21 protein-coding genes are annotated in these 23,553 nt (G+C 50.8%); 15 read left to right on the top strand and 6 right to left on the bottom strand.

All coding sequences use genetic code 11. The features are described 5' to 3' along the window. Position 1: 1 nt before the first annotated feature. Genes ACJJIV_RS12490 through ACJJIV_RS12475 form a run of 4 tightly spaced genes read right to left on the bottom strand, consistent with a single transcriptional unit; the run spans position 2 to position 4,645 of the window. The gene (locus ACJJIV_RS12490; protein ID WP_444883052.1) at positions 2–478 is read right to left on the bottom strand and encodes a TlpA family protein disulfide reductase; all 477 of its coding nucleotides are present in this window, start codon (positions 476–478) and stop codon (positions 2–4) included. 34 nt (positions 479–512) lie between these two features. Then, the gene (locus ACJJIV_RS12485) at positions 513–1,166 is read right to left on the bottom strand and encodes an outer membrane beta-barrel domain-containing protein (RefSeq protein WP_252083674.1); all 654 of its coding nucleotides are present in this window, start codon (positions 1,164–1,166) and stop codon (positions 513–515) included. Further along, a complete protein-coding gene (locus tag ACJJIV_RS12480; protein ID WP_444889157.1) occupies positions 1,136–2,026 on the bottom strand; it encodes an SH3 domain-containing protein in 891 nt (296 codons plus the stop codon). Before ACJJIV_RS12480 ends, ACJJIV_RS12485 begins: the two co-directional genes overlap by 31 nt. A gap of 3 nt (positions 2,027–2,029) precedes the next feature. Continuing rightward, complete coding sequence (locus tag ACJJIV_RS12475) at positions 2,030–4,645, bottom strand: HzsA-related protein (RefSeq protein ID WP_444889156.1); 2,616 nt, start codon at positions 4,643–4,645, stop codon at positions 2,030–2,032. A 225-nt stretch (positions 4,646–4,870) separates the two neighbouring features. On the opposite strand from ACJJIV_RS12475, the gene ACJJIV_RS12470 reads away from it, so the two are divergent. The 13 genes from ACJJIV_RS12470 (at position 4,871) to ACJJIV_RS12410 (ending at position 20,842) form a co-directional block, all read left to right on the top strand. Then, positions 4,871–6,097 carry a hypothetical protein gene (locus ACJJIV_RS12470; protein ID WP_252083677.1) on the top strand — a complete coding sequence of 409 codons (1,227 nt, stop codon included), beginning with the start codon at positions 4,871–4,873 and terminating at the stop codon, positions 6,095–6,097. Between the two features lie 5 nt (positions 6,098–6,102). Beyond that, complete coding sequence (locus tag ACJJIV_RS12465; RefSeq protein WP_444889155.1) at positions 6,103–8,625, top strand: LamG domain-containing protein; 2,523 nt, start codon at positions 6,103–6,105, stop codon at positions 8,623–8,625. 156 nt (positions 8,626–8,781) lie between these two features. Then, positions 8,782–10,341, top strand: coding sequence for a hypothetical protein (locus tag ACJJIV_RS12460; protein ID WP_444889154.1), 1,560 nt, complete (start codon positions 8,782–8,784; stop codon positions 10,339–10,341). Between the two features lie 12 nt (positions 10,342–10,353). Next, on the top strand, positions 10,354–11,355 hold the full coding sequence (locus ACJJIV_RS12455) for an FAD:protein FMN transferase (protein WP_444889153.1): 1,002 nt from the start codon (positions 10,354–10,356) through the stop codon (positions 11,353–11,355). A gap of 111 nt (positions 11,356–11,466) precedes the next feature. Further along, on the top strand, positions 11,467–11,991 hold the full coding sequence (locus ACJJIV_RS12450) for an AraC family transcriptional regulator (protein WP_444887451.1): 525 nt from the start codon (positions 11,467–11,469) through the stop codon (positions 11,989–11,991). 6 nt (positions 11,992–11,997) lie between these two features. Beyond that, positions 11,998–14,094: a tetratricopeptide repeat protein gene (locus tag ACJJIV_RS12445; protein ID WP_444889152.1), complete on the top strand. Its 2,097-nt coding sequence runs from the start codon at positions 11,998–12,000 to the stop codon at positions 14,092–14,094. Further along, a complete protein-coding gene (locus ACJJIV_RS12440; RefSeq protein WP_444889151.1) occupies positions 14,087–16,954 on the top strand; it encodes a tetratricopeptide repeat protein in 2,868 nt (955 codons plus the stop codon). The genes ACJJIV_RS12445 and ACJJIV_RS12440 overlap by 8 nt, the downstream gene beginning before the upstream one ends. Further along, positions 16,941–17,591 carry a tetratricopeptide repeat protein gene (locus tag ACJJIV_RS12435; RefSeq protein ID WP_444889150.1) on the top strand — a complete coding sequence of 217 codons (651 nt, stop codon included), beginning with the start codon at positions 16,941–16,943 and terminating at the stop codon, positions 17,589–17,591. The genes ACJJIV_RS12440 and ACJJIV_RS12435 overlap by 14 nt, the downstream gene beginning before the upstream one ends. Further along, on the top strand, positions 17,591–17,869 hold the full coding sequence (locus ACJJIV_RS12430; RefSeq protein ID WP_444889149.1) for a hypothetical protein: 279 nt from the start codon (positions 17,591–17,593) through the stop codon (positions 17,867–17,869). Before ACJJIV_RS12435 ends, ACJJIV_RS12430 begins: the two co-directional genes overlap by 1 nt. A gap of 236 nt (positions 17,870–18,105) precedes the next feature. Further along, entirely contained in the window at positions 18,106–18,774 is a 669-nt protein-coding gene (locus tag ACJJIV_RS12425) for a MotA/TolQ/ExbB proton channel family protein (RefSeq protein ID WP_252083686.1), read from the top strand. Between the two features lie 11 nt (positions 18,775–18,785). Further along, on the top strand, positions 18,786–19,313 hold the full coding sequence (locus tag ACJJIV_RS12420; protein ID WP_252083687.1) for an ExbD/TolR family protein: 528 nt from the start codon (positions 18,786–18,788) through the stop codon (positions 19,311–19,313). Position 19,314: 1 nt separating this feature from the next. Next, on the top strand, positions 19,315–19,836 hold the full coding sequence (locus tag ACJJIV_RS12415) for an ExbD/TolR family protein (RefSeq protein ID WP_444887456.1): 522 nt from the start codon (positions 19,315–19,317) through the stop codon (positions 19,834–19,836). A 1-nt stretch (position 19,837) separates the two neighbouring features. Further along, the gene (locus ACJJIV_RS12410; protein ID WP_444889148.1) at positions 19,838–20,842 is read left to right on the top strand and encodes an AgmX/PglI C-terminal domain-containing protein; all 1,005 of its coding nucleotides are present in this window, start codon (positions 19,838–19,840) and stop codon (positions 20,840–20,842) included. A gap of 83 nt (positions 20,843–20,925) precedes the next feature. Here ACJJIV_RS12410 and ACJJIV_RS12405 read toward each other — a convergent pair whose 3' ends face one another. Next, the gene (locus tag ACJJIV_RS12405; RefSeq protein WP_252083689.1) at positions 20,926–21,303 is read right to left on the bottom strand and encodes a DUF2237 family protein; all 378 of its coding nucleotides are present in this window, start codon (positions 21,301–21,303) and stop codon (positions 20,926–20,928) included. Between the two features lie 2 nt (positions 21,304–21,305). Next, complete coding sequence (locus ACJJIV_RS12400) at positions 21,306–21,923, bottom strand: DUF2939 domain-containing protein (RefSeq protein WP_444889147.1); 618 nt, start codon at positions 21,921–21,923, stop codon at positions 21,306–21,308. Positions 21,924–22,093: 170 nt separating this feature from the next. Here ACJJIV_RS12400 and ACJJIV_RS12395 point away from each other — a divergent pair, with 170 nt between their 5' ends. Continuing rightward, positions 22,094–22,837, top strand: coding sequence for a hypothetical protein (locus ACJJIV_RS12395; protein WP_444889146.1), 744 nt, complete (start codon positions 22,094–22,096; stop codon positions 22,835–22,837). A gap of 29 nt (positions 22,838–22,866) precedes the next feature. Continuing rightward, entirely contained in the window at positions 22,867–23,550 is a 684-nt protein-coding gene (locus ACJJIV_RS12390) for an RDD family protein (protein WP_444889145.1), read from the top strand. Positions 23,551–23,553: the final 3 nt, after the last annotated feature.

Below are 23,553 nucleotides of genomic sequence, written 5' to 3'. Positions count from 1 at the left end.
ATTACTCCCGGATTAATTCCTTAATGATTTTCTTATAAGCTGCCTCATCGCCATCGCGATAGCCTTTATGGATATGGCGAACATTGCCATCTCTGTCGATAAAAACAGTACTCGGCATAGCATCAATACCGTACATTTTGCTCACCTCACTGGTGCTATCGAATAAGATGGGGAAGTCCACCGGTATTTTTCCCAGTAATTTCTCTGCATCAGATCGATGTGCATCTACGTTTACGCCCCAAACCTGGAATCCAGCAGCGGAATAACGCTCGTGCAACTGATCTAATAAAGGCATTTCCTGGCGGCATGGCCCACACCAGGAAGCCCAGAAATTTAGCATAATTACTTCACCGCGCTGCTCCGCCAGGCGCAGGTTCGCGCCTTGGTTAGAAGCCAGCGTAAAATCTCGGGAGGGTTCTGCGGCACTAATACCTATCGACGATATTAGTAATATAAAAGCAGCAACGAGTCGTAACATATTAAAAATCCTTATTGACTATTCTTTTAAAAAACTAGAAAAATACAGTAAAACCTAATTGGGTTGACAAATTATGAGTGGATTGTGCCTCCCCAAATAATTCATGTTCAAATACGTGATCACGTACATCAAAGCGTAATGCCAACCAATCATTGGCCAACAAGCGCACTCCAGCACCAAAGTTGTAGGTAAAATGCTCTTCATCTGCAAAAGAGGTATTGCCGGCACCACTCACCAGATAAAAATCTGTATTGAATGCCCAATCATCTGAAATGAAGTACTCTCCTTGAAAAATATTCCAACCCAGAGAGAAATTGTAATAGCTGAGTTCCCGTTGCTCATCGGTCAACAGAGGAGCAGCACCACTTAAACGCTCAAAGCTGGATTCACCCAACTCAGTTTGCGCATAGGTGCCTTCCATAAAAATATCTTCAGTAATATGGTAGGAAACAGAGGTGCCATATAGGGCATTAGATCCAAAGTCTTCTACATTGATCACTCCGGCAAAGATGCCCAATTCAATATTTTCACTGTCGATCAGTGCATCACGTACCTCTCGGCGCTCCAAGTCTGAGACGACAATATCTGCAATAACGTCTTCACCTTGCTGGGCGACACAGGCCTGAGCACTAAACAGCGCGGATAGGGTTGCAGTGCCTACAGATATACGTCGAAACCAAGTTTCCACTCGACTATCTCCTGATTATTTTCCCGCGAGGTGAGCAGGTAGTGGTTTGTGTATTCCGCTTTTATGGCAAAGCGGCGCGATAGATACGTTTTTATGCCTATGCCTGCCAGCATTACTGTGTCCTGACGATCTTCCGTAGCAATAATGGTTGCGTTAGGTGATGTGATATTTAGACCAGCACCAAGTAGAAAATAGGGGGATAATCGCCAACGCGGGAACGGCTGATGCAGTATTGCCATTTGATAAACCTGGCTATCTGAAAATTCACCAACAGCCTGAGTAGCACGCAATTCGGTAGCTAAATTAGAGGTAAATTGGTAACCGATTCTTGTCGCCAAGGAATTAGCTCCGGCAAAATCGCCATAGGATAAGCCCAGATAAAAGAAACCCGCCTGCACATTTCTAAAATCGGGAAGGGAAACCCGCACCAGCTCACCCTCCTCACCATAAATGTTTTGCAAATCCGCAACTCGTACCCAGCCAGTCTTATTGTGCGCAGCCAATACCTTTACCCAATCGGTGCGGCGTTTAAGCAGCCAAATTTTTTCACCATATTCAGCCACATGAAAAATCGGATAACCGCGGCCAGGGCCTCGATACATATTGATAAATGCGTTACCAACGGTAACTTGCTCTGCGTCATCCGGTATCTTGCTCACCACATTGATCGCAGTGGGAATTACCGCTTCTGATTTTTCCTCTACCGTGAGGAATCCCTCAGAGACATCTCCCGAAGATTCACCGACTCTCAGACTCTCGATCGATTGTGTTTCGCCAACTTCCTCTGCAAATACAAAGGAAGAAAGGAAGTTGACTCCGAACAGCAGGAAAATAAAAAGATAATTCTTTAAAATAGACATGGATCAGTCAGCCGGTGCCGCAAAAGGATCGTTATAGTACTGAGCGCCGATATCCAGCCACTCTGCAATTAAACGTAGTTCAGCCGGATTTAAGAGTCCCGTATGCGCACCACCGGTCGAAAAGATAGGAAAAAAAGCACTTTCTGCAGCAGTTTCAGCCATGACAGAAGAAGTAGTTACAACGATCATCACCGGTATAGGATTTCCATTGGCATCGAGAATCAAGTTACCATCTTCATCGGTTTCAAATACCGGGTTGCCCTGATTATCCGTCTCCTGCCTCAGCCGTGGAGTTAAAATTCCACCGACAAGATCCAATATCGGGCTATCAACTAGTAGTTCAGCATAGGAGGTAAACCAAGCATCGTTCACAGAAGACGCGCTTGCGGTCAGATCCAGCTGCGCGGCGGGAACTCGTGTAGCACCAGCGGCATCTACCGGCGAATGACAAGCAGTGCAGGTATTATCACTAATTACCGTACCGGCATTATCCACAACTTGACGTGGCAGATCCCAGATTGGCTGAATGTGCTGCTCGTAATGAATAACACTGCGGCAATTGCTCCCCCAATTATCCAGGCAGGCTAATGGAGCGGGGATTTCAGTCAATAAATCAGCGTAAGCCAGAGAAATATCAGTGTCTTTAACGCGAACTGCTGGATCGGTCCAGACATCAGAAAAGTGTATATCACCTTTTAATCCAGCTTCTCCAACAATCCGAGCCAATAACTGCGCCATGGTTTCACCCATTTCCGCCAGTAATGCAGGCTCGGTATTTATAAATGGCGCCGCTGAAGTAGGAGCCCCACTCCAGGCAGATTCCAGCTCCATATCAACGCGACCATGAACCACTTCACTCTCACTGGTATGGCAGCCCACACAGCTGCGTACCTCACCGGGTCGTAACTGTAACCAGTTATTGTGTTGTTCAAAAATTCTCTTACCCTCGGCATCTATCACTGAAATTGCAAAGGGAGTATCGGCAGGTATTTTGACCCGTACCGAACCATCCGGTTGAATAGGCGTATAGCCCAGGATTTCACGCATACCCTGACTGCGATTGCGACCAAAAGCCGAACCGTCAAAGTCCAGGGTGTCGTCATCTGGGATCGCTACAGCTTTTACAATACGGAGAAAACGTGCGGGACGCTCATCGGCAGTAGTCATAGCAGGATCAGCGAGAGTTTCTATTCCCGCTATATCCTCACCATCAAAATCGTAGACACTACGGATATCCAAAATGCCCACAGATTCCTGCACTAGATCGCCATCTACGTCTATTCCAGGAATTGGGTCGGGAATATAAGCCGGCTCCGTGCGGGGCTCCAGTGTCACCCCCTCGGAAATCATTTCACCCTCTTCCGCGACGATAATGGGTAGTTGAGTACCGGCCACGTAGTCATAAATCCACAGGCCGTAAAGAGGATCAGCTAATACCGGTTCCTCTTCTTCCCCTAAATTTTCTGGGCAGGGACGTAGCAGTTCCGTCTCTTCCTCCACAATGCGGCATTCACTCCAAGATACCAACAACCTGCTGGTACCATCGTAGAAAGGCCAAGCTGTGGAGAATGTGCCATGGGGAGAGAGGGTTCCATCAGTTGTGACCTCAGCAAAGGCGATAGAGGCCTGACCAACCAGATCCCCCTCACCGCCGGCTTCACTATAGGCTTCGCTGTAATTTATTCCATCAATAGCCACCAGATCGCCGCCATAACTTACTCCCGAAGGCGAACGTAGGTTGACCAGTAAACGGCCATCAGGCATTTCACGCGGCCTGGAGAAAGTGGCTAGTGAATTTTCAGTGCCGGTCTCTTGGCTGTGATAACCATAATGAAAAGATAAGTCACTACCATCCGGTTTAATGGTATACAGGCTTAAGCGGTCTACACCGGCGGCATTATCCCAACGATTAAACAGGATACGTCCATTATTCAGTACTGTGGGATTGAGATCGTGGCTCTGATTGAAAGAGATCTGACGAATATCACTGCCATCCGCCTCCATCACATGTAAAACAAAAGCGGGCTCATCCTGATCATCTGTCAGGGCAGAAAACTGTGGCTTATTATCATCCAATAACAAAGCGCGGGCACGACGCTGGCGACTAGAGGAAAATACAATACGCCCATCTGGCAAAAATGCCGGGGCAACATCCTGCCCTTCCTCCGCAATCAGATCGGACTGTATGACTCTTTTCAGCTCCTTGGTTTCAAGATCATATAACCAAATATTCCAGGTAGGCTGTTCATCGTCATCAACATTTTCTAATTCTGGTGCGCGCATGGCAAATACCAAACGCTGTCCATCTGCGGAGGTATTGAGATCTTTAACATCGTAATCACCGGTAAAAATTTCTGCGGTAATTACTGTCTCTGCAGCACTTGCTGTAGCACGATCTTTCAGAATCAGTTCAGCACCGGGGAAAAAATCCTGGGGCTGGTATTGGTTATCTTGCTCTAGGGCTCCTTCATCATCCTTATTAAGCTGGCGACGCACGAAGGCAATAGGGTAATCCACCACTACAGGATCTTCCGCCTGCTCCCCACTACTAGAGGAACCGCCACCACCACTACAAGCAGCCACCAACAGTAGTAGTGGCACTGCACGCAAAGATTTCATTATTTTTTCTACCCAGCATAGGCACCAGCAACATGCCGGTAATATTTGCAGAAGGCCCTTCATTATTTCTGTGTGCGGTTTTTGCCGCCGAGGGTAATTCTCGCAAGTTGCGCACAAAAAGTTTGCCAACTGGGACGCAAATATTAAAAGTCATTCTGACAGTCCTGAAATTCGCTTTTAGTATGCCTTGACATACCCCACTGACCCCATCGACAAAATAAACCAATGAAAAATAATTCGTCTCGAGCGCGTGTGATCCAGCTCACAGTGGTAGGCGCAATAATCGGGGCCGGCCTTTGGAGTGCCCCAGCCCTTGCGGCCCCTCAGGATCAGGCTCTGCAAATTCACAGCCGTATCACCGGCACAATTCCCTCTGAAAGTGTATTGCTGGATATGGCCGAGGACATCGCCAATGGCGATCCTGCCAGTGCTGCCTATACGGCAATGCAACACGATGACTTTTACAATGTGACCCTGAAAAATCTGGCCACACCTTGGACTAACGAGGAACAGGATGTGTTTGCGCCGTTAAATGATTACAGCGCAACCGTTATTGGTATGGTCCGGGACGATATGGATTTTCGCCAATTACTGTCAGCAAATATTCTGTATACCGGAAATGTCTCCGGGCTGCCAAGTTACAGTACCAGCAACAATAATCACTACGAAGCTCTGGAAGCTGGTGGTTATTCCCTGAAAGAAAATCTCACCAGACAAAGTCAGTCTTCCCTTAATGGACTTCCGGCCGATGCTACTGCCGGTGTGATTACCAGTCGTGCCGCAGCAAAGGCCTTTTTTAGTGCTGGCACCAACCGCGCCATGTTCCGTTTTACCATGCTCAACCATATGTGCCGGGATATGGAGCAGGTGCAAGACAGCACACGTTCACCGGATCGAATTCGCCAGGATGTCAGTCGCAGTCCAGGGGGGGATAGCCGGGTATTTCAAAACAACTGCGTCAGCTGTCACAGCGGTATGGACCCTATGGCCCAAGCCTTCGCCTATTACGATTATGTCTACGATGCAGACAATGACCCAGAGGGCAACAACGGGGCACTCGACTACAACGGTGCAGGGGATACAGATCCGGAAACCGGCAGTCGCGTGAAAGCTAAAAACCATATTAATGCGGCAAACTTTCCCCACGGATACCAGCTTCCCGACGATCGCTGGGACAACTATTGGCGTGAGGGCCCCAACCTGCATCTTGGATGGAATAGTGCCCTATCCGGTAGCGGTAATGGGGCAAAGTCTCTCGGTGAGGAGTTGGCTAACAGTCGTGCTTTCGCCAGCTGCCAAGTCACTAAAGTATTTCGCCAGGTGTGTTTGCGTGATCCTGAAGATGCCAATGATCGTGCACGTATAGAAGCCATCACTAACAACTTCAGCAGCTCCGGTTACAAACTGAAGCAGGTATACGCCGATACTGCGGTTTATTGCGCGGGAGATTAATAACAATGAAAATTTTTAAGAACCTGCAAATATCTACCCTTTTATGTACAGCAGCATTCCTTGCCGCCTGTAGTGGCGGCAGTGGCAAAGATACAGAAGAGCAGCCAAATACGAACCAATCCAATAACGGCACCAGCTATTCAGGCCCAGCACCGGAAACTGAAGATGTCAAACAGTACAAGCGCTATATCTGGGATAACCTGGCCGAACAGAATCGCTGTGGTAGTTGCCACGTAGAGGGCGCGCAGAGCCCCCATTTCGTACGTGGTGACGATATTAATGCAGCTTACGATGAAGGTCGTGAACTGGTAAACCTAAGCCTCCCGGAAGAGTCACGCCTGGTAACCAAAGTGGGCGGCGGGCACAACTGTTGGCTCTCCAGCGACGATGCCTGCGCTGAAATTATTACCAACTATATTGAAGAATGGGCTCGAGCCAGCGGCGGTCTCAGTAATACAGTCACACTAACTGCCCCAATTGAACGCGATGTGGGCGCGAGCAAGAGCTTCCCTGTCTCCAGTAGTAACTTCGGCACTACCGTTTACCCAGTATTGCGTAACTACTGTGCCAGTTGCCACAGCGAAGATGCCGCGCTCACACAAAAACCCTACTTTGCTAGCTCTGATGTGGATCTCGCCTACGAGGCGGCGAAAAGCAAAATGAACCTGGATACCCCTGCGGATTCACGCTTCTCTGTACGCCTGGGTAGTGAATTTCACAATTGCTGGGATAACTGCTCCAGCAACGCAGCGGAAATGACGGCGGCTATCCAAGCCTTTGCCGACAGCATTGCCCCTACTGAAGTCAATCCGAATTGGATCCTTAGTAAGGCTCTGCTTCTCACCGATGGTATTGTCGCCAGCAGTGGTGGCCGTATAGAAAATAATGCAATCGCCCTATATGAATTTAAAACCGGTAGTGGCACTACGGCTTATGACACTTCCGGGGTAAATCCAGCCATTGATTTGGCTCTTTCAGGCGATGTGGAGTGGATTGAGTCCTGGGGTTTGCAGCTTAAAGGTGGTAAAGCCCAGGGCGCTACGGCAACCAGCCGTAAGTTATACGAAACTCTCACTGCCACCGGCGAATACTCTATTGAGGTTTGGGCTGCACCAGCCAATGTCACCCAGGAAGGTCCCGCACGTTTGGTTACCTATTCCGGCGGTGACGATATTCGCAACCTCACCCTAGGCCAGGCGCAGTACAGCTACATATTCCAGAACCGCAGTGACAGTACCGATGCGGATGGAATGCCAGCTCTGATGACTGATGATGCAGACCAGCTGGTACAGGCGAGTTTGCAGCACGTGGTCGCGACCTTTGACCCGATCAACGGCCGTAAACTCTTTGTAAACGGCGCAGATACTGGGGAAATGGACCCCAGCGAAGCGGGGCTTTTGAGCACATGGGACGACACCTTTGCCCTAGCGGTTGGTAGTGAAGTAAGTAACGGAAATAGCTGGCAGGGTTCTATCCGCATGCTGGCGATTCACTCTCGCGCACTCTCTGCCGAGGATGTTGCCACCAACTATGAAGTAGGTGTCGGAGAAAAATACTTCCTGCTGTTTAAAGTTGAAGAACACACCGGCATTGCCGAAAGCTACGTAATGTTTACCGTTCAGCAGTTCGACAACTATGCCTACCTGTTCAGTGAACCTACCTTTATCAGCCTGGATGAAAGTGTCGATCCGAAAGGTATCGCTATCGAAGGCATGCGTATCGGTATTAATGGTCGCGAAGCGGAAGTGGGCCAGTCTTGGGCTAAATTATCCGCCGAAATCGATGATAGTTATGTGCCCCTGCAAGGCCAGAAGCTGTCGAGGCTTGGCACTATCATTACCCTCGATAAAGGCCCCCTGGAAGATGAGTTTTTCCTTACTTTCGAGCGTATCGGCAACGCTAGCTTTACTCGTGTAGAGCCCACACCTGCCGCACCACCGGAGCCAGCAGACCTGGAGGCCCAACCGCGTATTGGCCTGCGCCGCTTCGAGCAGATTAACGCCAGCCTCTCTCACGCCACCGGCATTTCCAGCGCCCACCCGGATGTGATGGAAACCTGGGAAGCCGTGAAGCGCCAGCTACCTGTCTCCAGTGATATCAGCGGATTCCTGGCTGCACAACAAATGGGTATCACCCAACTTGCCGTGAAATACTGCAGCACCCTGGTGGATTCCAATGCGCGCGGAAGTTATTTCCCAGGTTTTGATTTTAATGCTCCCGCTAATACAGCTTTTGACAGCGCTAGTAAACGAGCACTAATTATCGATCCACTGAAACAGAACTTACTCGGTCACGAAATGACCTGGCACGACGGTAGTCATTCACAGCTCGCTAGTGCACCCCCTTTATTTGACCAGGATTTAGATCAGGATGGAAAGTTTGAAATACAAGGGTTGGAAGATGAGTTGAATCGACTCATTAACACTATGACCGATTGCGGGAATAACTGTGCATCAGATCGCACCGAAACCACGGTCAAGGCGGTATGCGCCGCTGCCATGGGCAGCGCTATGATCCTGATTCACTGATTAAAAAAACGGGCTGGCACCCAGGTACGGTTTTAAGCATCGTACCTGGGAAAATTAATCACAGCCTAGACAAGATTGTCGAAAAAAATTTTAACAATCTGCTAAAAATTCAAAAAATAATTTACCGGCACATCGGATAAAGAATCCGCAAAGACTATGAGCAAGAAAAAACATTTTGAGCTGGACCAACCCCTACGCCACCCGGACCACCATCGCCCGGTAAGCCGACGCGATTTTCTCGGCCAGGGTTTTCGTACGGGCATGGCTACCATCCTCGGCGGCTCGGTATTCAGCATGTTCGCCAATCCACGTAATGCCCATGCGGAACTATCCGACGATTTAGAAAAACTACGTGGCATCTGTGGGGTAAGCGCTAAAGGTGCCGAGAAAATTCCATTTATTTGTTTCGACCTCGCCGGTGGAGCCAATATCGCCGGCTCCAATGTATTGGTAGGCAAACAGGGTGGTCAGATGGATTTTCTCGGCACGGCCGGCTACAACAAGCAGGGTCTGCCGGGCGATATGATCCCCTCAGCCGGAGAAGGGTTTGTTAACACCGACCTGGGCCTTGCTTTCCATAGCGACAGCGGCATGTTGCGCGGTATCTTGGAAAAAGTGAGCTCCGGCACTGCTACCGCTACCAACGGTGCGGTGATCCCGGCACGCTCGGAAAACGATACCGGCAATAACCCCCATAACCCCATGTACGGAATCAACAAGGCCGGGGCCAATGGTTCCCTACTGGCCCTGATCGGCTCTCGCTCCAGTGATTCCGGTGGTAACTCCATGGCTCCGTCGGCAATGATCAACCCTGAAGTTCGCCCCACCAAAGTGGACAGACCTTCTGATGTAACCGGCCTCGTAGATGTGGGCGACCTGGTGGGCCTGCTCAGCCAGGAAGACACGGTTGCAGTAATGGAATCCATGTACCGTATTTCTGATGCCAAGCTGAGTAAGGTAAACACTCGCGTGGGAGCCGATGCGATTATCAAGGATATGGTGCGCTGCGGTTATATGAAGAGCGCCGACCTGGCGGACCGCTTCGGTAATCCCGCCGATCTAAACCCCGAAGCAGACCCGGATATTGTCGGTCCCTCCGGTATTTTTACCAGCGCTGAACTGAGTGGGGATGGAGAATTCCGCAAAACCGCTTCAACGATGAAACTAGTGGTGAATGGCTATGCTGGTGCCGGCACTATCACCATGGGCGGCTACGACTACCATACCGGCGACCGCGCCACCGGTGAGATGCGCGACCTGCGTGCCGGCCGCTGTATTGGCGCCTGTCTGGAGTATGCTGCACGTCGCAACCAGCCACTGATGATTTATGTCTTCAGCGATGGTTCGGTTTTCTCCAACGGTATGATCGACGACTCTGTCGAAGGTCGTGGCAAGGGTGTGTGGACCGGAGACAATCAGCAAACCGCTGCTTCTTTCTTCCTGGTATACAATCCCGCCGGGCGTCCGCAATTACTCGGTGGCAGCGCCGACGAGCAGGCAAGGCATCAGCAGCTGGGTTATATGCGTTCCTCCGGGGACGTGGAAACATCTTCAAGCCCCGCCGCCAACAACGTCAATCTATTGGTGGAAACTGTAGTGTTGAACTACCTGGCCCTACATGGCGAACAGGGTAACTTTACCAGCCTCTTCCCCAACCATGGACTCGGAAATGGGACTCTCATGGACAGCATGACCGCTTTTGCCCCCATAAGATAATGTGATACCGAGATGTTGCGTTTTATTCGATCTTTCCTTTTAGGTGGTGCCGCCCTCTGTGCGGCACCAGTATTGGCCGAATGGCATTATGCCGAGCGTGCAATCATGGGCACTGAAGTCCGCCTTCAGCTCTGGCACGAGAATGCCAGTGAGGCTGAATACCTGATCGAAAAGGTGATGACGGAATTCCATCGCTTAGATAACCAGTTGTCACCTTACAAGCCAGAAAGTGAACTATCCCTCGTTAATCGGGAGGCAGGCAAAACCGCAGTCAATATCTCCGATGAGCTGCTTTCTCTGGTGGATAAGTCTCTCTGGTTCAGCCACCTGACCGATGGAGCCTTTGATATCAGCTACGCTACTCTCGGCAAACACTATGATTTCCGCAACAAAAAACAGGCAGACTCCGCCCTTACTGACTCTCTAATTGAGGCGCTAAACTACCGTCACTTACATTTGAATAAAAAGTCCAAGACCCTGCGTTTTGGTCACAGCAAAACAAAAATTGACCTGGGTGGAATTGCCAAAGGGTATGCTGTGGATAAAGCCATTCAAATTCTCGAACAGGCTGAAGTCTGCTGTGCCAGTGTCAGCGCCGGTGGCGATGCACGTATGCTAGGCGATAAACGCGGTGAACCTTGGCTGGTAGGTATTCGTCACCCGCGAGAAAAAAGCAAAAGTGCCGCAGTAATCCCCCTGAGCGACATTGCCATTTCAACTTCCGGTGACTACGAGCGCTTTTTTATTGATGAACAGCAAGAGCGTATACATCATATTTTCAATCCAAATACCGGAAAGCCCGCAGACACAGCTGTTGGAGACAGCGATAAATTAATCAGTGTCAGTATTATCGGCCCAAGGGGTTTTGATACCGATCCACTTTCCACCAGTGTATTTGTGCTGGGTAAGAAAAAAGGATTGGCACTCATTGATCGCCTGCCCCAATTTGAAGCAGTGGTTATCGACAGTAACAAACGTCTGTTCTTCAGTCAGGGACTGGCAAATCCACAATAATCGTTACAACGTCGTAAAAAATTTGCCAACGGGATCACACCAGATAGCTGCGCCCCTGACATAATTTGCGCCCATTACACAATAAAGCCAAAAGCAAGCGAAAGGCCTTCCATGGGACGCGTTCTCCAGTTGTTTATTTTCTCACTCGCCCTCTTCACAGGCGCAGCGTCTCAGGCTCAGCAAGAGTCTTTTTCTGCTGAAAAGCTGGAAAATCTAAAGCGTGATGTTATTAAGTTAAACCGGGATTTATTAATCCTGGAGGAAGACCTGCTCTACCCGGCACAAAGCCAAGTGGCTTTTTATGTTTCTGTGGATGTCGGTCACTATTTTCAGTTGGACGCTGTGAAATTACATATCGACAATAAACTCACAGCCAGCCATCTGTATACCGATCACCAACGCAGTGCCCTTGTACGCGGTGGTATCCAACCCCTGCACAAAGGCAACCTGAAATCTGGTAACTACACCATTTCCGCTTTCTTTACCGGTCTTGGACCAGAGGGACGCGAGTATAAGCGGGGCGCTACTCTAGCGTTGGAAAAGACCGATGAGCCCGTTGTTATCGAATTGCGCATCTCAGATAAAACCGGCAAACAACAGCCGGACTTTGAACTCATTCAATGGCCCACGCCCTGATTACCCATGAGCTACCGGCCTCTCTCCCGCATAATATCCCTTAGTGTCGCTTTGCTAGGTGCCAGTTTGCCTACTTATGGCACCGAGACCGAAGTTACCTCGGAAGAAACAGCGCCTCAGGAAAAGGCGCAATCCGAAGACAAAAAATATCGCCAAGCCCAGGATATGTCCTACGGGGCAACCCTGTATGAGTACTTTCAAGGCAATAATTTCGATGCCCTCAGCACCCTGCTTGTCGCCAAGCAACGTGATTCAATTAAAGTTCACCGCGACAGTGCCGCGTTGATCGAAGGGGGAATCAGCCTCAGTTTTGGTCTGCATCGGCGCGCTGCCGAACTTTTCGAACTACAGCTTCAAACCGGCAACCAAGATACAGATTCCAAACTGCACCAGGCAGCCTGGCTGAAACTGGCAGAGCTGAACTATTTGCAGGGTGACTTTTCCTTAGCGGCAAAAAATCTGGAAAAGTCTGGAGCCATAGATTCATCCACCCTCCCCCTTAACCTGGCCTTGCGCAGTGAAGAAATCTCCACAGCCCAGGAATTCCTTAAAAGAGCCGATCTGCCGCTGTCAGAGCGCCTACTCGGGCATATCAATCTAGGCGCAGCCTTAGCCCGAAGAGGAGAGTTAGTTGCCGCCGCCGAGGAATATCGCTTCGCAAGCACACTGGCGACTGAGCAGGATGAACCCTCAGAGGATATCCTGATACTCGCGGACAAAGCGCATATCGGCGCTGGCTACGCTATGGCATTGTCTGAGCAGTTTTCCCAGGCCCAAGCTGAATTTTCCCAAGTGCGCCTGCACACCCCCTGGGCAACCAAAGCTCTGCTCGGGCTCGCTTGGTCTTCGATCAACAGCGAGCAATACCAGGAGGGGGTAGATGCCCTGCGTTTTTTATTGGCAGAACACCAACACAGTCCCGCCGCACGGGAGGCCAGGGTCGCCCTGCCCTATGCCTATGAAAAGCAGGCTGAACGCAATAAAGCCCTAAGCGCCTATAGTGATGCAGCCACATATTTCGAGAGTACATTGCAGCAGCTGCAGCACTTACAGCGGAAGCTGTCTTCAGAACCGCTGGCGGATGCCAGTCAATTTAGCCAGTCACAACGCTACGGCTGGCTACAACTGGCTCAAGCCGCACCCTTACTGCGGGACAACCAGCATTTTCTCTTACCCATTTTACAGAGCGATCAATTCCAACTGCGCCTGTCGGAGCTGCGTGACCTGCAGCAGATGGATAGAGTACTCAATGACTGGTCACAAAAAATTCCACAATTGCATTCATTGATCGAAGAGCGCCACCAAAGGCGCTCCGGCATCATCGGGCAGTACCAGAGCGCAGAGTTTGACCAGCAACTGCAAATTGCCAAGCAACACTACCGCAATCTCAACGATGCCCTGGCCCAAATAGAGGGGGAGCGTGACGCACTGACTCTGCTCGAAGCTACCAGCAACGGGGAGGGTGGAAATAACAGTGAGATATTCGAGATGCTGGAGATACTGCAGGGCGCTGAGCAACGCTATCAACTGCTGCGCAGTAACGGTAAGGGGTCCGACTACCAGGGCGAGACCCTGGCTAAAGCCCGTGGCATTTTATTGTGGCAAGCCAGCGAACAGTATCATCACCGCTTGTGGCAACAGCGCAAAACTCTGCAACTACTCGAATCCAGCTTACGCGATGGTAAGAAGCAACTAGGTAAAACCTCTGTAGAAGTGGGCCGCGCACCGCAATTGACCCAGCTAACAGAGCGTCTGGCTAGCACTGCGGCGCAATTATCCGGCCAACGCGCAGCCATAGCCGAAACGGCTTCAAAGGTTGAGGCTGCCCTACGCCGGGATATTATTGCTGAGCTGGAGCGAGAGCAGTCGCGGATTCACAGTTACCAGGCCCACACCCGCCTCGCTATCGCGCGCTTACAGGATGCCTCCATGCTAGAGGCCGCCAGCCAGCCTCCGCCAAAAAACCCTGAGAAAAATACTCAGGTGGAAACGCAAGATGGCGAAAATACTCACGAAAAAGGCAAAGCCACAGTAGAGAAAATAACTGAGGAAAAGACTGCAGAAGCTCTATTGCCCGATAATGAAGGGGGGCAGAGTGAATAGGTTTGGTTCCAGAAGCTTTTCCCTGCGTCTGCTCACTGCCGCTATCTGCTGTATCAGTACCGCCTGCAGCAATCAGTTCGCACTGACACTTGCAGACCTGCCCACGGCCACGGCGGCTTCCACTGAAGAACCTGTATCAGCTCCCCCTGAGTTGATATCGGTTGATCTCGCCACTCTCGTGCAGAGCTATCAACAAGCACTGGCCAGCCAGCCAGACCCGCAGATTCGCGCACAGATTCGTTTGCGCCTGGCCGATCTGGAAATGGAGCGACTGGAGCAACATCAGGCGGATAACCCGGAAGTTTCAGTCGGTTTTGCTAGTGCGGTGCAGCACTACCAGACACTCGCCAAAGAGAGCCCTCAAGACGACTATATTCTCTATCGTCTGGCGCGAGCCCGTGCTATGGATGGCGAAATGCCAGGCGCGCTGCAAGCACTGGAGCGCATCGCCCAGGGCGCGCCTGAGTCACCGTTTATGGAGGAGGTTTTATTCCGCCGAGGCGAAGCGGCTTTCAATCGCAAGGAGTATTCGGCAGCGGCACGGGACTTCCGCGCATTGCTGGAGAAGGGCGAAAGTCCATTTTCCGATAATGCCCGCTATATGCTCGCCTGGTCAGAGTTTAAGTCCAGCGATTACCGCCGTTCCACGGAGATATTTCTCGAGTCTCTGGATATTCTGCAGCAGCGTGCCAGCGAAGCAGAACTACCTCTGGGCCAGAAGCGCCTGCGCGAGGATAGCCTTCGTGGCCTGGCCCTGAATTTTAGTTACCTGGGCGGTGCCGAAGCTATCGAGTCCTTTAATCCCGATGGCAAACCACGAGGTTATCAGCACCTGCTGTACAGCGCTCTGGGCAATTGGTATCGAGAGAAAGAGTTATTCCGCAACAGCGCGGATACCTATCTGGCTTTTGTTAAGCACTACCCCAATAGCACTGAAGCGCCATCATTACATTTGCAAGCTATTGAAACACTGCAAAATGGCGGCTTACACGATGAGGTGCTTCCAACCAAGCGGGAATTTGTACAGCGCTATGGTATTCGCAGTGAGTATTGGCAGCAGGCAGAGGCAAGTCAGCGCGAAGCCCTGGCACAGTCACTGCGCCCCTGGCTTGAAGAGTTAGCCCAATTTGACCACGCGCGCGCGCAGGAACTTGCTCAGCTAGCAAGCAAGGCACCGGCTAATAAAAGTAAACAAAAACAGCAGCTCAAAGCTCAGTCTCGCAAAGCTTACCTAGCGGCAGCGGAACTCTACCGGCAGTTTTCACAGACTTTTCCACAGGACCCCCGCACTCCACCAATGGTCTTCCTGATGGCCGAATGTCTCGAGCAGGCTGGCGACTACGCTGGAGCCTGGCGCGCATACAGCCAGGTAGCCTGGGAATACCAAGACAAGAAGCATGGTGCGGAGGCTGGTTATGCAGCCATTCTTAGCTCTGCACAAGTGCATAAAGAAACACCGGACCAGGATGCCGAGCAAAAAATCCTGTGGCTGGATCGCAACATTGAGGCCAGCCTTAAATTTGCCCAGAGCTGGCCACAGGATAAAAGAGCCTTACCAGTACAACTGTCTGCCGCAGATAAGCTGCTACAACAGTCACGTTTTGCCGAGGCTATTGCCGCTGCACAAGCTGTAGATCAGTGGCAGCCACCAGTGAATAAGGCTCAGCAATTAAATATCGCGATGATCCTGGCTCACAGTCACTTTTCATTGAAAGATTATATGGCTGCGGAAGAAGCCTATACCCGTGCGCTGAATATACAGCCTAAGGACAGCCATTTGCGCGAGGACACACGCAAGCAACTTCAACTTTCCATCTATAGGCAGGCAGAGTTGGCACTTGCGCAACCAGCACTCACCGAGGATGGCAGAGAGATTCCCAGTGAGGAGGCGTTGCACCACCTGCTGCGAATCAGGGAGAGTGGACGCAGCGAAATTGCAGCCACCGCCCAGTATGACGCGATCAATTACCTGATGGAATTACAGCAGTGGCAGCGTGCCAGTGCTGAACTTGCAGACTTCCGGAGTTTCTATCCTGCACATCAGCTGGCACCTACCCTCGCCGCCAAGGCAGTAGTTATTTTTGAAGCCTTGAAAATGCCTGCCGCTGCAGCCGGCGAATTACTGCAACTTGCACAAAATGATCCCGACCGAGAAGTACGTCGCCAATCCTTATTCCTCGCGGCGGAAAGCTTGCAAAAAGCAGGTGAGCATCAAGGTGCCATTGAGAGTTACCGTAACTACAACAAGCTCTGGCCAAAGCCTGCTGAACAACGTCTGGAAGCGCAATATCAGTTAGTGCAACTCTACGGGCAAACCAATCAACCTAATAAACAGAATTATTGGCTACAGCAATTAGCAAAAAATTCAGAAAAATCCCCTCGGGGCCGCTACCTGTCCGCCTATTCCCAAAGCGCATTGGCAGAGCAGAGCTATGAAAAATTCGCTTCATTAAAATTGCACTTGCCGCTAAAAACCAGTCTCGCCAATAAAAAGCGCGCGATGAAAACCACCGTGGCCGATTATCGCAAGGTTCTCGAGCTGGAAATTGCGGAATTCACCACCCAGGCCAATTTCCGTTTAGCTGAAGTTTATCGACAGCTCAGCCGTGACCTGATGGAATCTCAACGCCCCAATAACCTGAATGACCTTGAGTTGGAGCAGTACGAAATCCTACTGGAAGAACAGGCCTTCCCCTTCGAGGAAAAGGCTATAGAGCTGCATCAGGCCAATATTCAGCGCACCAGTGATGGAATTTACGACGACTGGGTCAAACGTAGTTTTGCCTCACTCGGCGAATTGTTACCCGCACGCTATAAAAAACCGGAAGCAACCCTGGAGTGGAGCCATGCACTGCATTGATTTTCGCAATTGCCCCAGTGGTATTTTTCGCTTCACAGCAACACTACTGATTCTGGCGACACTCAGCGCCTGTGGCAGCCTTCCGCTGAGCAAAAATGCTCAACCGAAGGACGCCTCAATTGAGCATGTAATTACGGAAAACCCCTATTTGGCAGATACCAAGCGGGTTCCCAAAGAGGCCAGCGTCGCTATGGCTCAGGCACACGAGAGCTTTAACAACGGAGATAGCTCAACCGCAGTGCAACAGCTACAGCAGGTCATTGAACGCTGGCCAGAGCTCTCTGGCCCCTGGCTAAACCTCGGGATAGTACAGCAGAAAAGTGAACAGGCCGAGAATGCGGAAAATAGCTTTCGCAAGGCGATTGAGGTCAATGACGGTAATGTATTTGCCTGGAATCAGTTGGCTGCCCTACTGCGCGACGCTGGCCGTTTCGAAGAGGCCGAACAGTGCTACCTGCAGGCGCTGAACCTTTGGCCCGACTTTAGCGATGCGCACCGCAATCTGGGTATTCTCTATGACCTCTATCTAAACAGGCCGGAAGAAGCATTACAGCAATACCGTTTGGCCCAGAGCAGTCGAGAACAAGAAGACAAATTACTCAGCGCTTGGATATTAGAACTGGAGCGTAGACTCTGATGCGAGATAAATTAATTATTCTAATGTCCGTAATATGCACCGGTTTCACCGCCCGAGCGGATGAAATTACCACACTGGAATCCACGGTAATCGGTAGTCAGGAACAGCCTAAGGTGCTGTATATCATCCCTTGGAAGCAAGCCGACAGCCTGCAGCGCCTTGATAGTTCTCTGGCCCAAAATTTTAATACCGTTTTCAAGCACCAGGAGCTCTCAGAATTCAAACGGGAAATTCAATTGCTCAGTGCCAAGCCGGTTGTTGAAGAAAAAAATGAATAAAAAAAATAATAATACTCATAAAGCACCACAAACTAATGTAATCGTGCTTTTTTGCTGAAACTCAGTACTCCAGTGGAGCAGGGATAAGCCTCCGCAGGTATTTCACTTATCAGGAGTTTATTGTAGAGCCCTCATCCGACTCCACAATATTCATCATCATGCCCAATGACCATGGAATGGCCGTTTGGCAAAAAAATATCGCTAATTAAACACTTACTTCTGTGGAGACACTCATCATGGAATTTACTCAGGCGTTATTGCGCTTTTTCCAGACTGGCGGCCCTTTTATGTATCCTATTGCCCTGGTGCTGGTTATCGGCCTCGCCATGGTAGTGGAACGCTGGATTTTTCTTTCCCGCGCTAAGAGCGCCAATCGCCGCGCTTATCTGCAGGTATTACCGCTACTGCAAAAACGCAGTTATCAAAATGTACTACAACTGGCCCGGGACAACGATGCCGCGATGGGTCGCATTGCCGCCGCCGGTATTAATACCCTGCAATTCGCCAAGCGCGAGGAAAATATTGCATTGGCAATCGAAGAGGGCATCCTCGAAGCAGTACCGCGCCTGGAAAAGCGCACCAACTACCTGGCTACCCTGGCCAATATTGCTACCCTACTCGGTTTGTTAGGCACCATTATGGGCCTTATCGCAGCGTTCACCGCTGTAGCCGCTGCCGACCCTGCGGAAAAAGCCACTATGTTATCTACCAGTATCTCCGTAGCAATGAATACCACCGCATTCGGGCTTATCTCAGCAATTCCCCTTCTGCTATTTAATTCCATGCTACAAAACAAGACCAATGAAATTGTAGATAGCCTGCAGATGGCCGGAGTAAAGTTCCTAAACCTGTTGACTATGGGCCGCCCACAAAAAACGGAACAGCAGCGCGCAGTGAATGCCTGAGGGCTCTCGCCATGTTGAAATTAAATATTCGTCGCCGTGGACATGAGGAAGCAGAGCTGGACATCACCTCTTTTATGAGCCTGATGACTATCCTGGTTCCTGTACTGCTGCTCAATATGGTGTTTTCCCATATTTCAGTTTTAAAACTCAATCTTCCTGGCATCAGTGATGGAAGCAGTAGTGCAACTGAACAGGAAAATCGACAGTTGGAACTGGTATTACGCACCGCACATGTTGATATCAATTACCCGGCCGGGCAACTAGTCAGGCGAGTGGAGAATACCGATGGCGAACCAGATATGGAAACGGTTTCCCTGATATTGCAGCAGATAAAGCGTAACTTAAGGGAAAAATCCATCGAGAAAGACGACTTGGTCATTCTCTCGGAAAAAGGTACATCCTATAAAACCCTGGTGGCAGCTATGGATACCGCACGCAGCTATCGAGCAGTAGTTGCCGCATCAGTCGTCGATGCCGAGTTGTTCCCACAGATTTCCCTGGGCGATGCCCCCCAGCAAACAACCGTAGTGGGGAAATAAAATGATGCTTAACGCAGCCGCCAAATTACAGGAGCGGCGTCAGCGACAGAAACGACAGCAATCGAAGCTCAATCTGGTTTCTCTAATGGACATTTTCACCATTCTGGTATTTTTCCTGTTGGTGAACTCCACTAGCGATGTACAGGTTTTGCAAACAGACAAAACTATCAAGCTACCCAAGTCCACTTCTCAGCAAAAGCCGGAAGTTACTACGGTCGTGAGGGTCAATAATCAGCAATTATTCGTTGGTGATCGCATGATCGTAGGCATTAACGATATTGACGCTGGTAAGGAAAATATCGAGCCCCTCTTGAAGGAACTGGAGTACCGCGCCGAACGCGCCGGTGAACTCAGCGACGAGCAAAAACAAAGGGGACGCTCGGTCACCATTATGGGTGACGAGCAGGTTCCCTATGAGTTGCTCAAACAGATTATGCAGACCTGCGCCCAGGCAGATTACCGCGATATCTCTTTTGCTGTTGAGCAGACAGCACCAATAGATCCCGCGGGGGTGGAAAGCTGATATGAGCACTGCAACCAGCCGCTATGCCCCCTGGCAACTACAGGAAACCCTGTTGCCCTGGTCCGCTTCCAACCAGGAAGACCAGCGCTTTATAAAGTTCCTGCGTGCAGGGCTTATTGTCTTCGCCGTTTGCGGTTCCATCGTTACCTTTGCGCCAGTGCCGGAGCTGACCCGGGAACAGGCAGAGCGAGTGCCACCACAACTGGCCAAGGTTATCCTGGAGAAAAAGGAGCTCCCCAAGCCGAAGCCCAAACCCAAGGCCAAACCGAAGCCTGAGGAAAAAAAACCTGACGCAGAGAAACCCAAAGAAAAACCAGAACCTAAAAAAGTCGAGAAGGAAAAGCCGAAACCGGCTCCGAAACCCGAGCCCAGTAAAGTAGAGACACCCCCTGTTGCCACTATACAAAAAGCGCGGGAAAAAGCGGCGAGCAGCGGCATCAATGCCCTGGCCGACGATTTATTGGATATGCGTGAGAGTTTTGATACGGGTGAAGTTACCCGCGGTCAGCTCAGTGCCGGCAGCGCCACTGCTGCACAAACACAGCGCAATATGATCAGTGACAAATCCAAAACTTCGAGCGGCGGTGTCAGGGCCGGGAGCATCAGCACTGACACGGGAGGCGTATCACTGGCGGGCCGACAAACCACCCAGGTTGAGCAGGCCCAGGCAAAGGGCTCCGCCAAGCAGGCAGCCAGGAGAGTCAGGGGTGAGAAGTTGGCGCGAACCGACAATGCCATTCGCGGCATAATGGAGGCCAACAAGGCGGCAATCAATGCGATCTATGACCGTGCCTTACGCCGAGATCCCACCCTGCAGGGTAAAATTACCGTGCAGCTGGTGATTGAAGCAAACGGCACTATTTCGTCCATCAAGTTGATTGAGAGTGAGCTGAACAACCCCGCCCTGGAGCGCAAGCTGCTGGCGAGGATCCGCATGATTAACTTTGGTTCTGCGGATGTTAAAGCCACAACCCGCAATTACTCCATCGACTTCCTGCCATCCTGATTGGGGTTTTGGATAAATGACATTGGCACAGCGGAGCAAATCTTTACAGCTTGCTCACTGTGCCAATTTCTCTTCCGCACTGATTAATTCAAATCTGCAGCGTATTGTCGCAGTAGCTGTAGAGGTACTATCTCCAGAGCTTTCACATGGGTACGCTGTAAAAAAACTCTCGGTGCCCTATCCTGCTGCTGGGCCTCCAACCAGCGGGCGGCGCACAGGCACCAGCGGTCTCCCGGAGCCAACCCCGGAAACCCGTACTCCTCAATCGGCGTACTCAGGTCGTTGCCACGGCTGCGGGAAAATGCCAAGAACTCATCATTTACTTCCACACAAACCGTGTGGGAGCCTTGATCCTCTTTGCAGGTGTTGCAGCAGCCGTCGCGAAAAAAACCGGTCATTGGTGCCAGGCTGCAGGGAATAAGTGCATCGCCAAACACATTAACCGAACTATCCATCTCCATTATCAACCTTCCCCCTCGGTGCCATTGAGTAATTCGATATCCACCAGCTGCCAATGCAGCCCATTGCGCTGCATAATCAACCGCAGTTCTGCCCGGTTGGCCTCCCCGTAATCCGCACTCAGGTGGTTAATATCGGTAAAACGCCATTTGAGACGTCTCCAACTGCTCTCAGGCTTTTCTTCAGAATCTTGCCGGGTCTGCGGATAGAAATCTGCCTGGGGTGCTGTGTCCTGGCCAAACAACTTTCGTTCCATCCCCTGTAAGTCCTCACCGCCACGCAACAGGGCTGCGACCCCCTCTGGGGTTACAAACTGTTGCATTAATGGCCCCATGACAAAATTCGCACCGGCGGTTAGTAGCTCATCAAATTCCTGTGGAATTGAATTGCCCATAGAAGAGCGCAGCTGTTCCTGTAAACGAACTCTTAAATTGTCACGTAATACCGGAAAGTCTACGTAGCGTTCCAGCGTATCGATACTCTCTCGCCTTTTTTCTGGCTCTTGCGCACCCGCCATTTGCGCCGCACGCTGCAACTGTTCCATTGCATAAAAGGGCAGTGCCACATATCCAGCTGTGATAACCATTATTATCACAGCCCCCGCCCATAGAAATTTCTTCATTATTACCTTTCCTCTTTACGTCTAAGGGGAATTTTATGCTGAGAAAGATTCATCACCTAATTTGCCGCTGTACTGGCGTGGCATTGTTCCCACAACGCGCCTGTGCGATATTCGTCTTCAAGGCTCTGCACATCCCAATCCGTTAACTTTTAATAAGGAAATCAAACAGGATGAGTGATATTTATCAGGCCCCCCAGGCAGAATTGGCCGGCAGGGAAGAGAGTAATGACTTTGGTTCTGTTGAAAAGGGGCTTGCCGGAGATTATTCCTTTTCAATTGGCGATGCCATCAGCGAGGGCTGGAAACTCTCCCTAAACAACCTCGGCACCATCTGGATTGGCCTGATACTCTATTTTGTGGGTGTTTTTGCATTAGCGTTCATACTGTTCTCGCTCTTTGGCCTCTCATTATTAGGCGCCTTTGATATTGGATCATTCCTGCTTTTGACTCTTGTAGGCCCTATTGCATTAGTGGCGTTGTGTGCTCCTCTAATGGCAGGTATGGCCATGACGGGAATTAAGATTGCACGAGGAGAAAAAGCAACCGGGACCGAAGTGTTTGCCTACTTCGATAAAATCATCCCCCTGGGACTCGTATCTATTCTGACCTACATACTGATCTCTATAGGCTACACCCTCTTTATCATTCCAGGCGTTTACCTAATGGTTGCCTACATTATGGCCCTGCCACTAATTGTCGATCAAAATATGGGGGCTTGGCAGGCTATGGAAGCCTCGCGCAAGGCAATTACTCACAACTGGTTCACCTTCTTCGGTTTCTTGATTCTACTCATCGCTATTTACTTGGTAGGAAGCTTTGCTTTCTTAATCGGCTTGATTTTTGCTCTGCCATTGATGTCCGTGGCCTACGGTATCGCTTATCGCCAAGTGTTCGGCGGCTCTAGCAAAGCTTGATTTATTGATTACTCAACAGGAGTGGTAGCTTGCTGGATACCACCTACAACGTCGAAACCCCTGAGGGTATCGATCTGCGTGCACGGGCTGCAGGGCCTGTGCCGCGCATCCTCGCCTTTGCCGTGGATGTGTTTTACCGCACCCTAATACTGACCGCTCTGGGTATAGGTTTGGCCTTTGCCGAAACCGCCGGTATAGGAATCTGGCTGGTCTGCTCCTTCCTGCTCGAGTGGTTCTACCCGGTGTTTTTTGAAGTGCTTCGCGGCGGCCAGACACCGGGTAAGAAGGCCTTCGGCCTGATGGTAGTCAACGACAATCTCACCCCCATCTCCTGGGGTGCATCCATAGTGCGCAACCTTTTGCGCTTTACCGACTTTCTCCCTTTCGCTTACGCCACCGGCGTTATTGCCATGACCCTCGGGCGACACTTTCAGCGTCTCGGTGACTTGGCCGCAGGTACCCTGGTGATCTACAAGGACGAGGACAAGGTGCCTGTAACCCTGCCGGATACAACGCCTCTTCCACCACCGCGCAATTTCAAACAACAGGACCAGCTGGCCCTGATCAGTTTACTGGAACGCCACGAAGACCTGAGCGAAGCGCGCCAACAAGAGCTGGCCAATTTGCTCGAACCCGTTACCGAGAAGAGAGATAGCGATGCGCTGGAATACCTGCGCTCTGTGGGTAGTTGGTTATTGGGCGGCAGGGGCTGAGGG

This window comes from Microbulbifer mixtoriginis (SeqCode) (assembly GCF_052466765.1).
The sequence above is the reverse complement of the archived record's forward strand: the minus strand, read 5'-3'. Positions and strand labels throughout refer to the sequence as shown.

Coding starts and splice junctions, on each gene's coding strand:
- ACJJIV_RS12425 (WP_252083686.1), top strand. CDS start 18,106: ATGGAATTTACTCAGGCGTTATTGCGCTTTTTCCAGACTGGCGGCCCT.
- ACJJIV_RS12410 (WP_444889148.1), top strand. CDS start 19,838: ATGAGCACTGCAACCAGCCGCTATGCCCCCTGGCAACTACAGGAAACC.
- ACJJIV_RS12430 (WP_444889149.1), top strand. CDS start 17,591: ATGCGAGATAAATTAATTATTCTAATGTCCGTAATATGCACCGGTTTC.
- ACJJIV_RS12415 (WP_444887456.1), top strand. CDS start 19,315: ATGATGCTTAACGCAGCCGCCAAATTACAGGAGCGGCGTCAGCGACAG.
- ACJJIV_RS12435 (WP_444889150.1), top strand. CDS start 16,941: ATGCACTGCATTGATTTTCGCAATTGCCCCAGTGGTATTTTTCGCTTC.
- ACJJIV_RS12455 (WP_444889153.1), top strand. CDS start 10,354: ATGTTGCGTTTTATTCGATCTTTCCTTTTAGGTGGTGCCGCCCTCTGT.
- ACJJIV_RS12490 (WP_444883052.1), bottom strand. CDS start 478: ATGTTACGACTCGTTGCTGCTTTTATATTACTAATATCGTCGATAGGT.
- ACJJIV_RS12445 (WP_444889152.1), top strand. CDS start 11,998: ATGAGCTACCGGCCTCTCTCCCGCATAATATCCCTTAGTGTCGCTTTG.
- ACJJIV_RS12480 (WP_444889157.1), bottom strand. CDS start 2,026: ATGTCTATTTTAAAGAATTATCTTTTTATTTTCCTGCTGTTCGGAGTC.
- ACJJIV_RS12460 (WP_444889154.1), top strand. CDS start 8,782: ATGAGCAAGAAAAAACATTTTGAGCTGGACCAACCCCTACGCCACCCG.
- ACJJIV_RS12400 (WP_444889147.1), bottom strand. CDS start 21,923: ATGAAGAAATTTCTATGGGCGGGGGCTGTGATAATAATGGTTATCACA.
- ACJJIV_RS12450 (WP_444887451.1), top strand. CDS start 11,467: ATGGGACGCGTTCTCCAGTTGTTTATTTTCTCACTCGCCCTCTTCACA.
- ACJJIV_RS12465 (WP_444889155.1), top strand. CDS start 6,103: ATGAAAATTTTTAAGAACCTGCAAATATCTACCCTTTTATGTACAGCA.
- ACJJIV_RS12420 (WP_252083687.1), top strand. CDS start 18,786: ATGTTGAAATTAAATATTCGTCGCCGTGGACATGAGGAAGCAGAGCTG.
- ACJJIV_RS12470 (WP_252083677.1), top strand. CDS start 4,871: ATGAAAAATAATTCGTCTCGAGCGCGTGTGATCCAGCTCACAGTGGTA.
- ACJJIV_RS12395 (WP_444889146.1), top strand. CDS start 22,094: ATGAGTGATATTTATCAGGCCCCCCAGGCAGAATTGGCCGGCAGGGAA.
- ACJJIV_RS12475 (WP_444889156.1), bottom strand. CDS start 4,645: ATGAAATCTTTGCGTGCAGTGCCACTACTACTGTTGGTGGCTGCTTGT.
- ACJJIV_RS12405 (WP_252083689.1), bottom strand. CDS start 21,303: ATGGAGATGGATAGTTCGGTTAATGTGTTTGGCGATGCACTTATTCCC.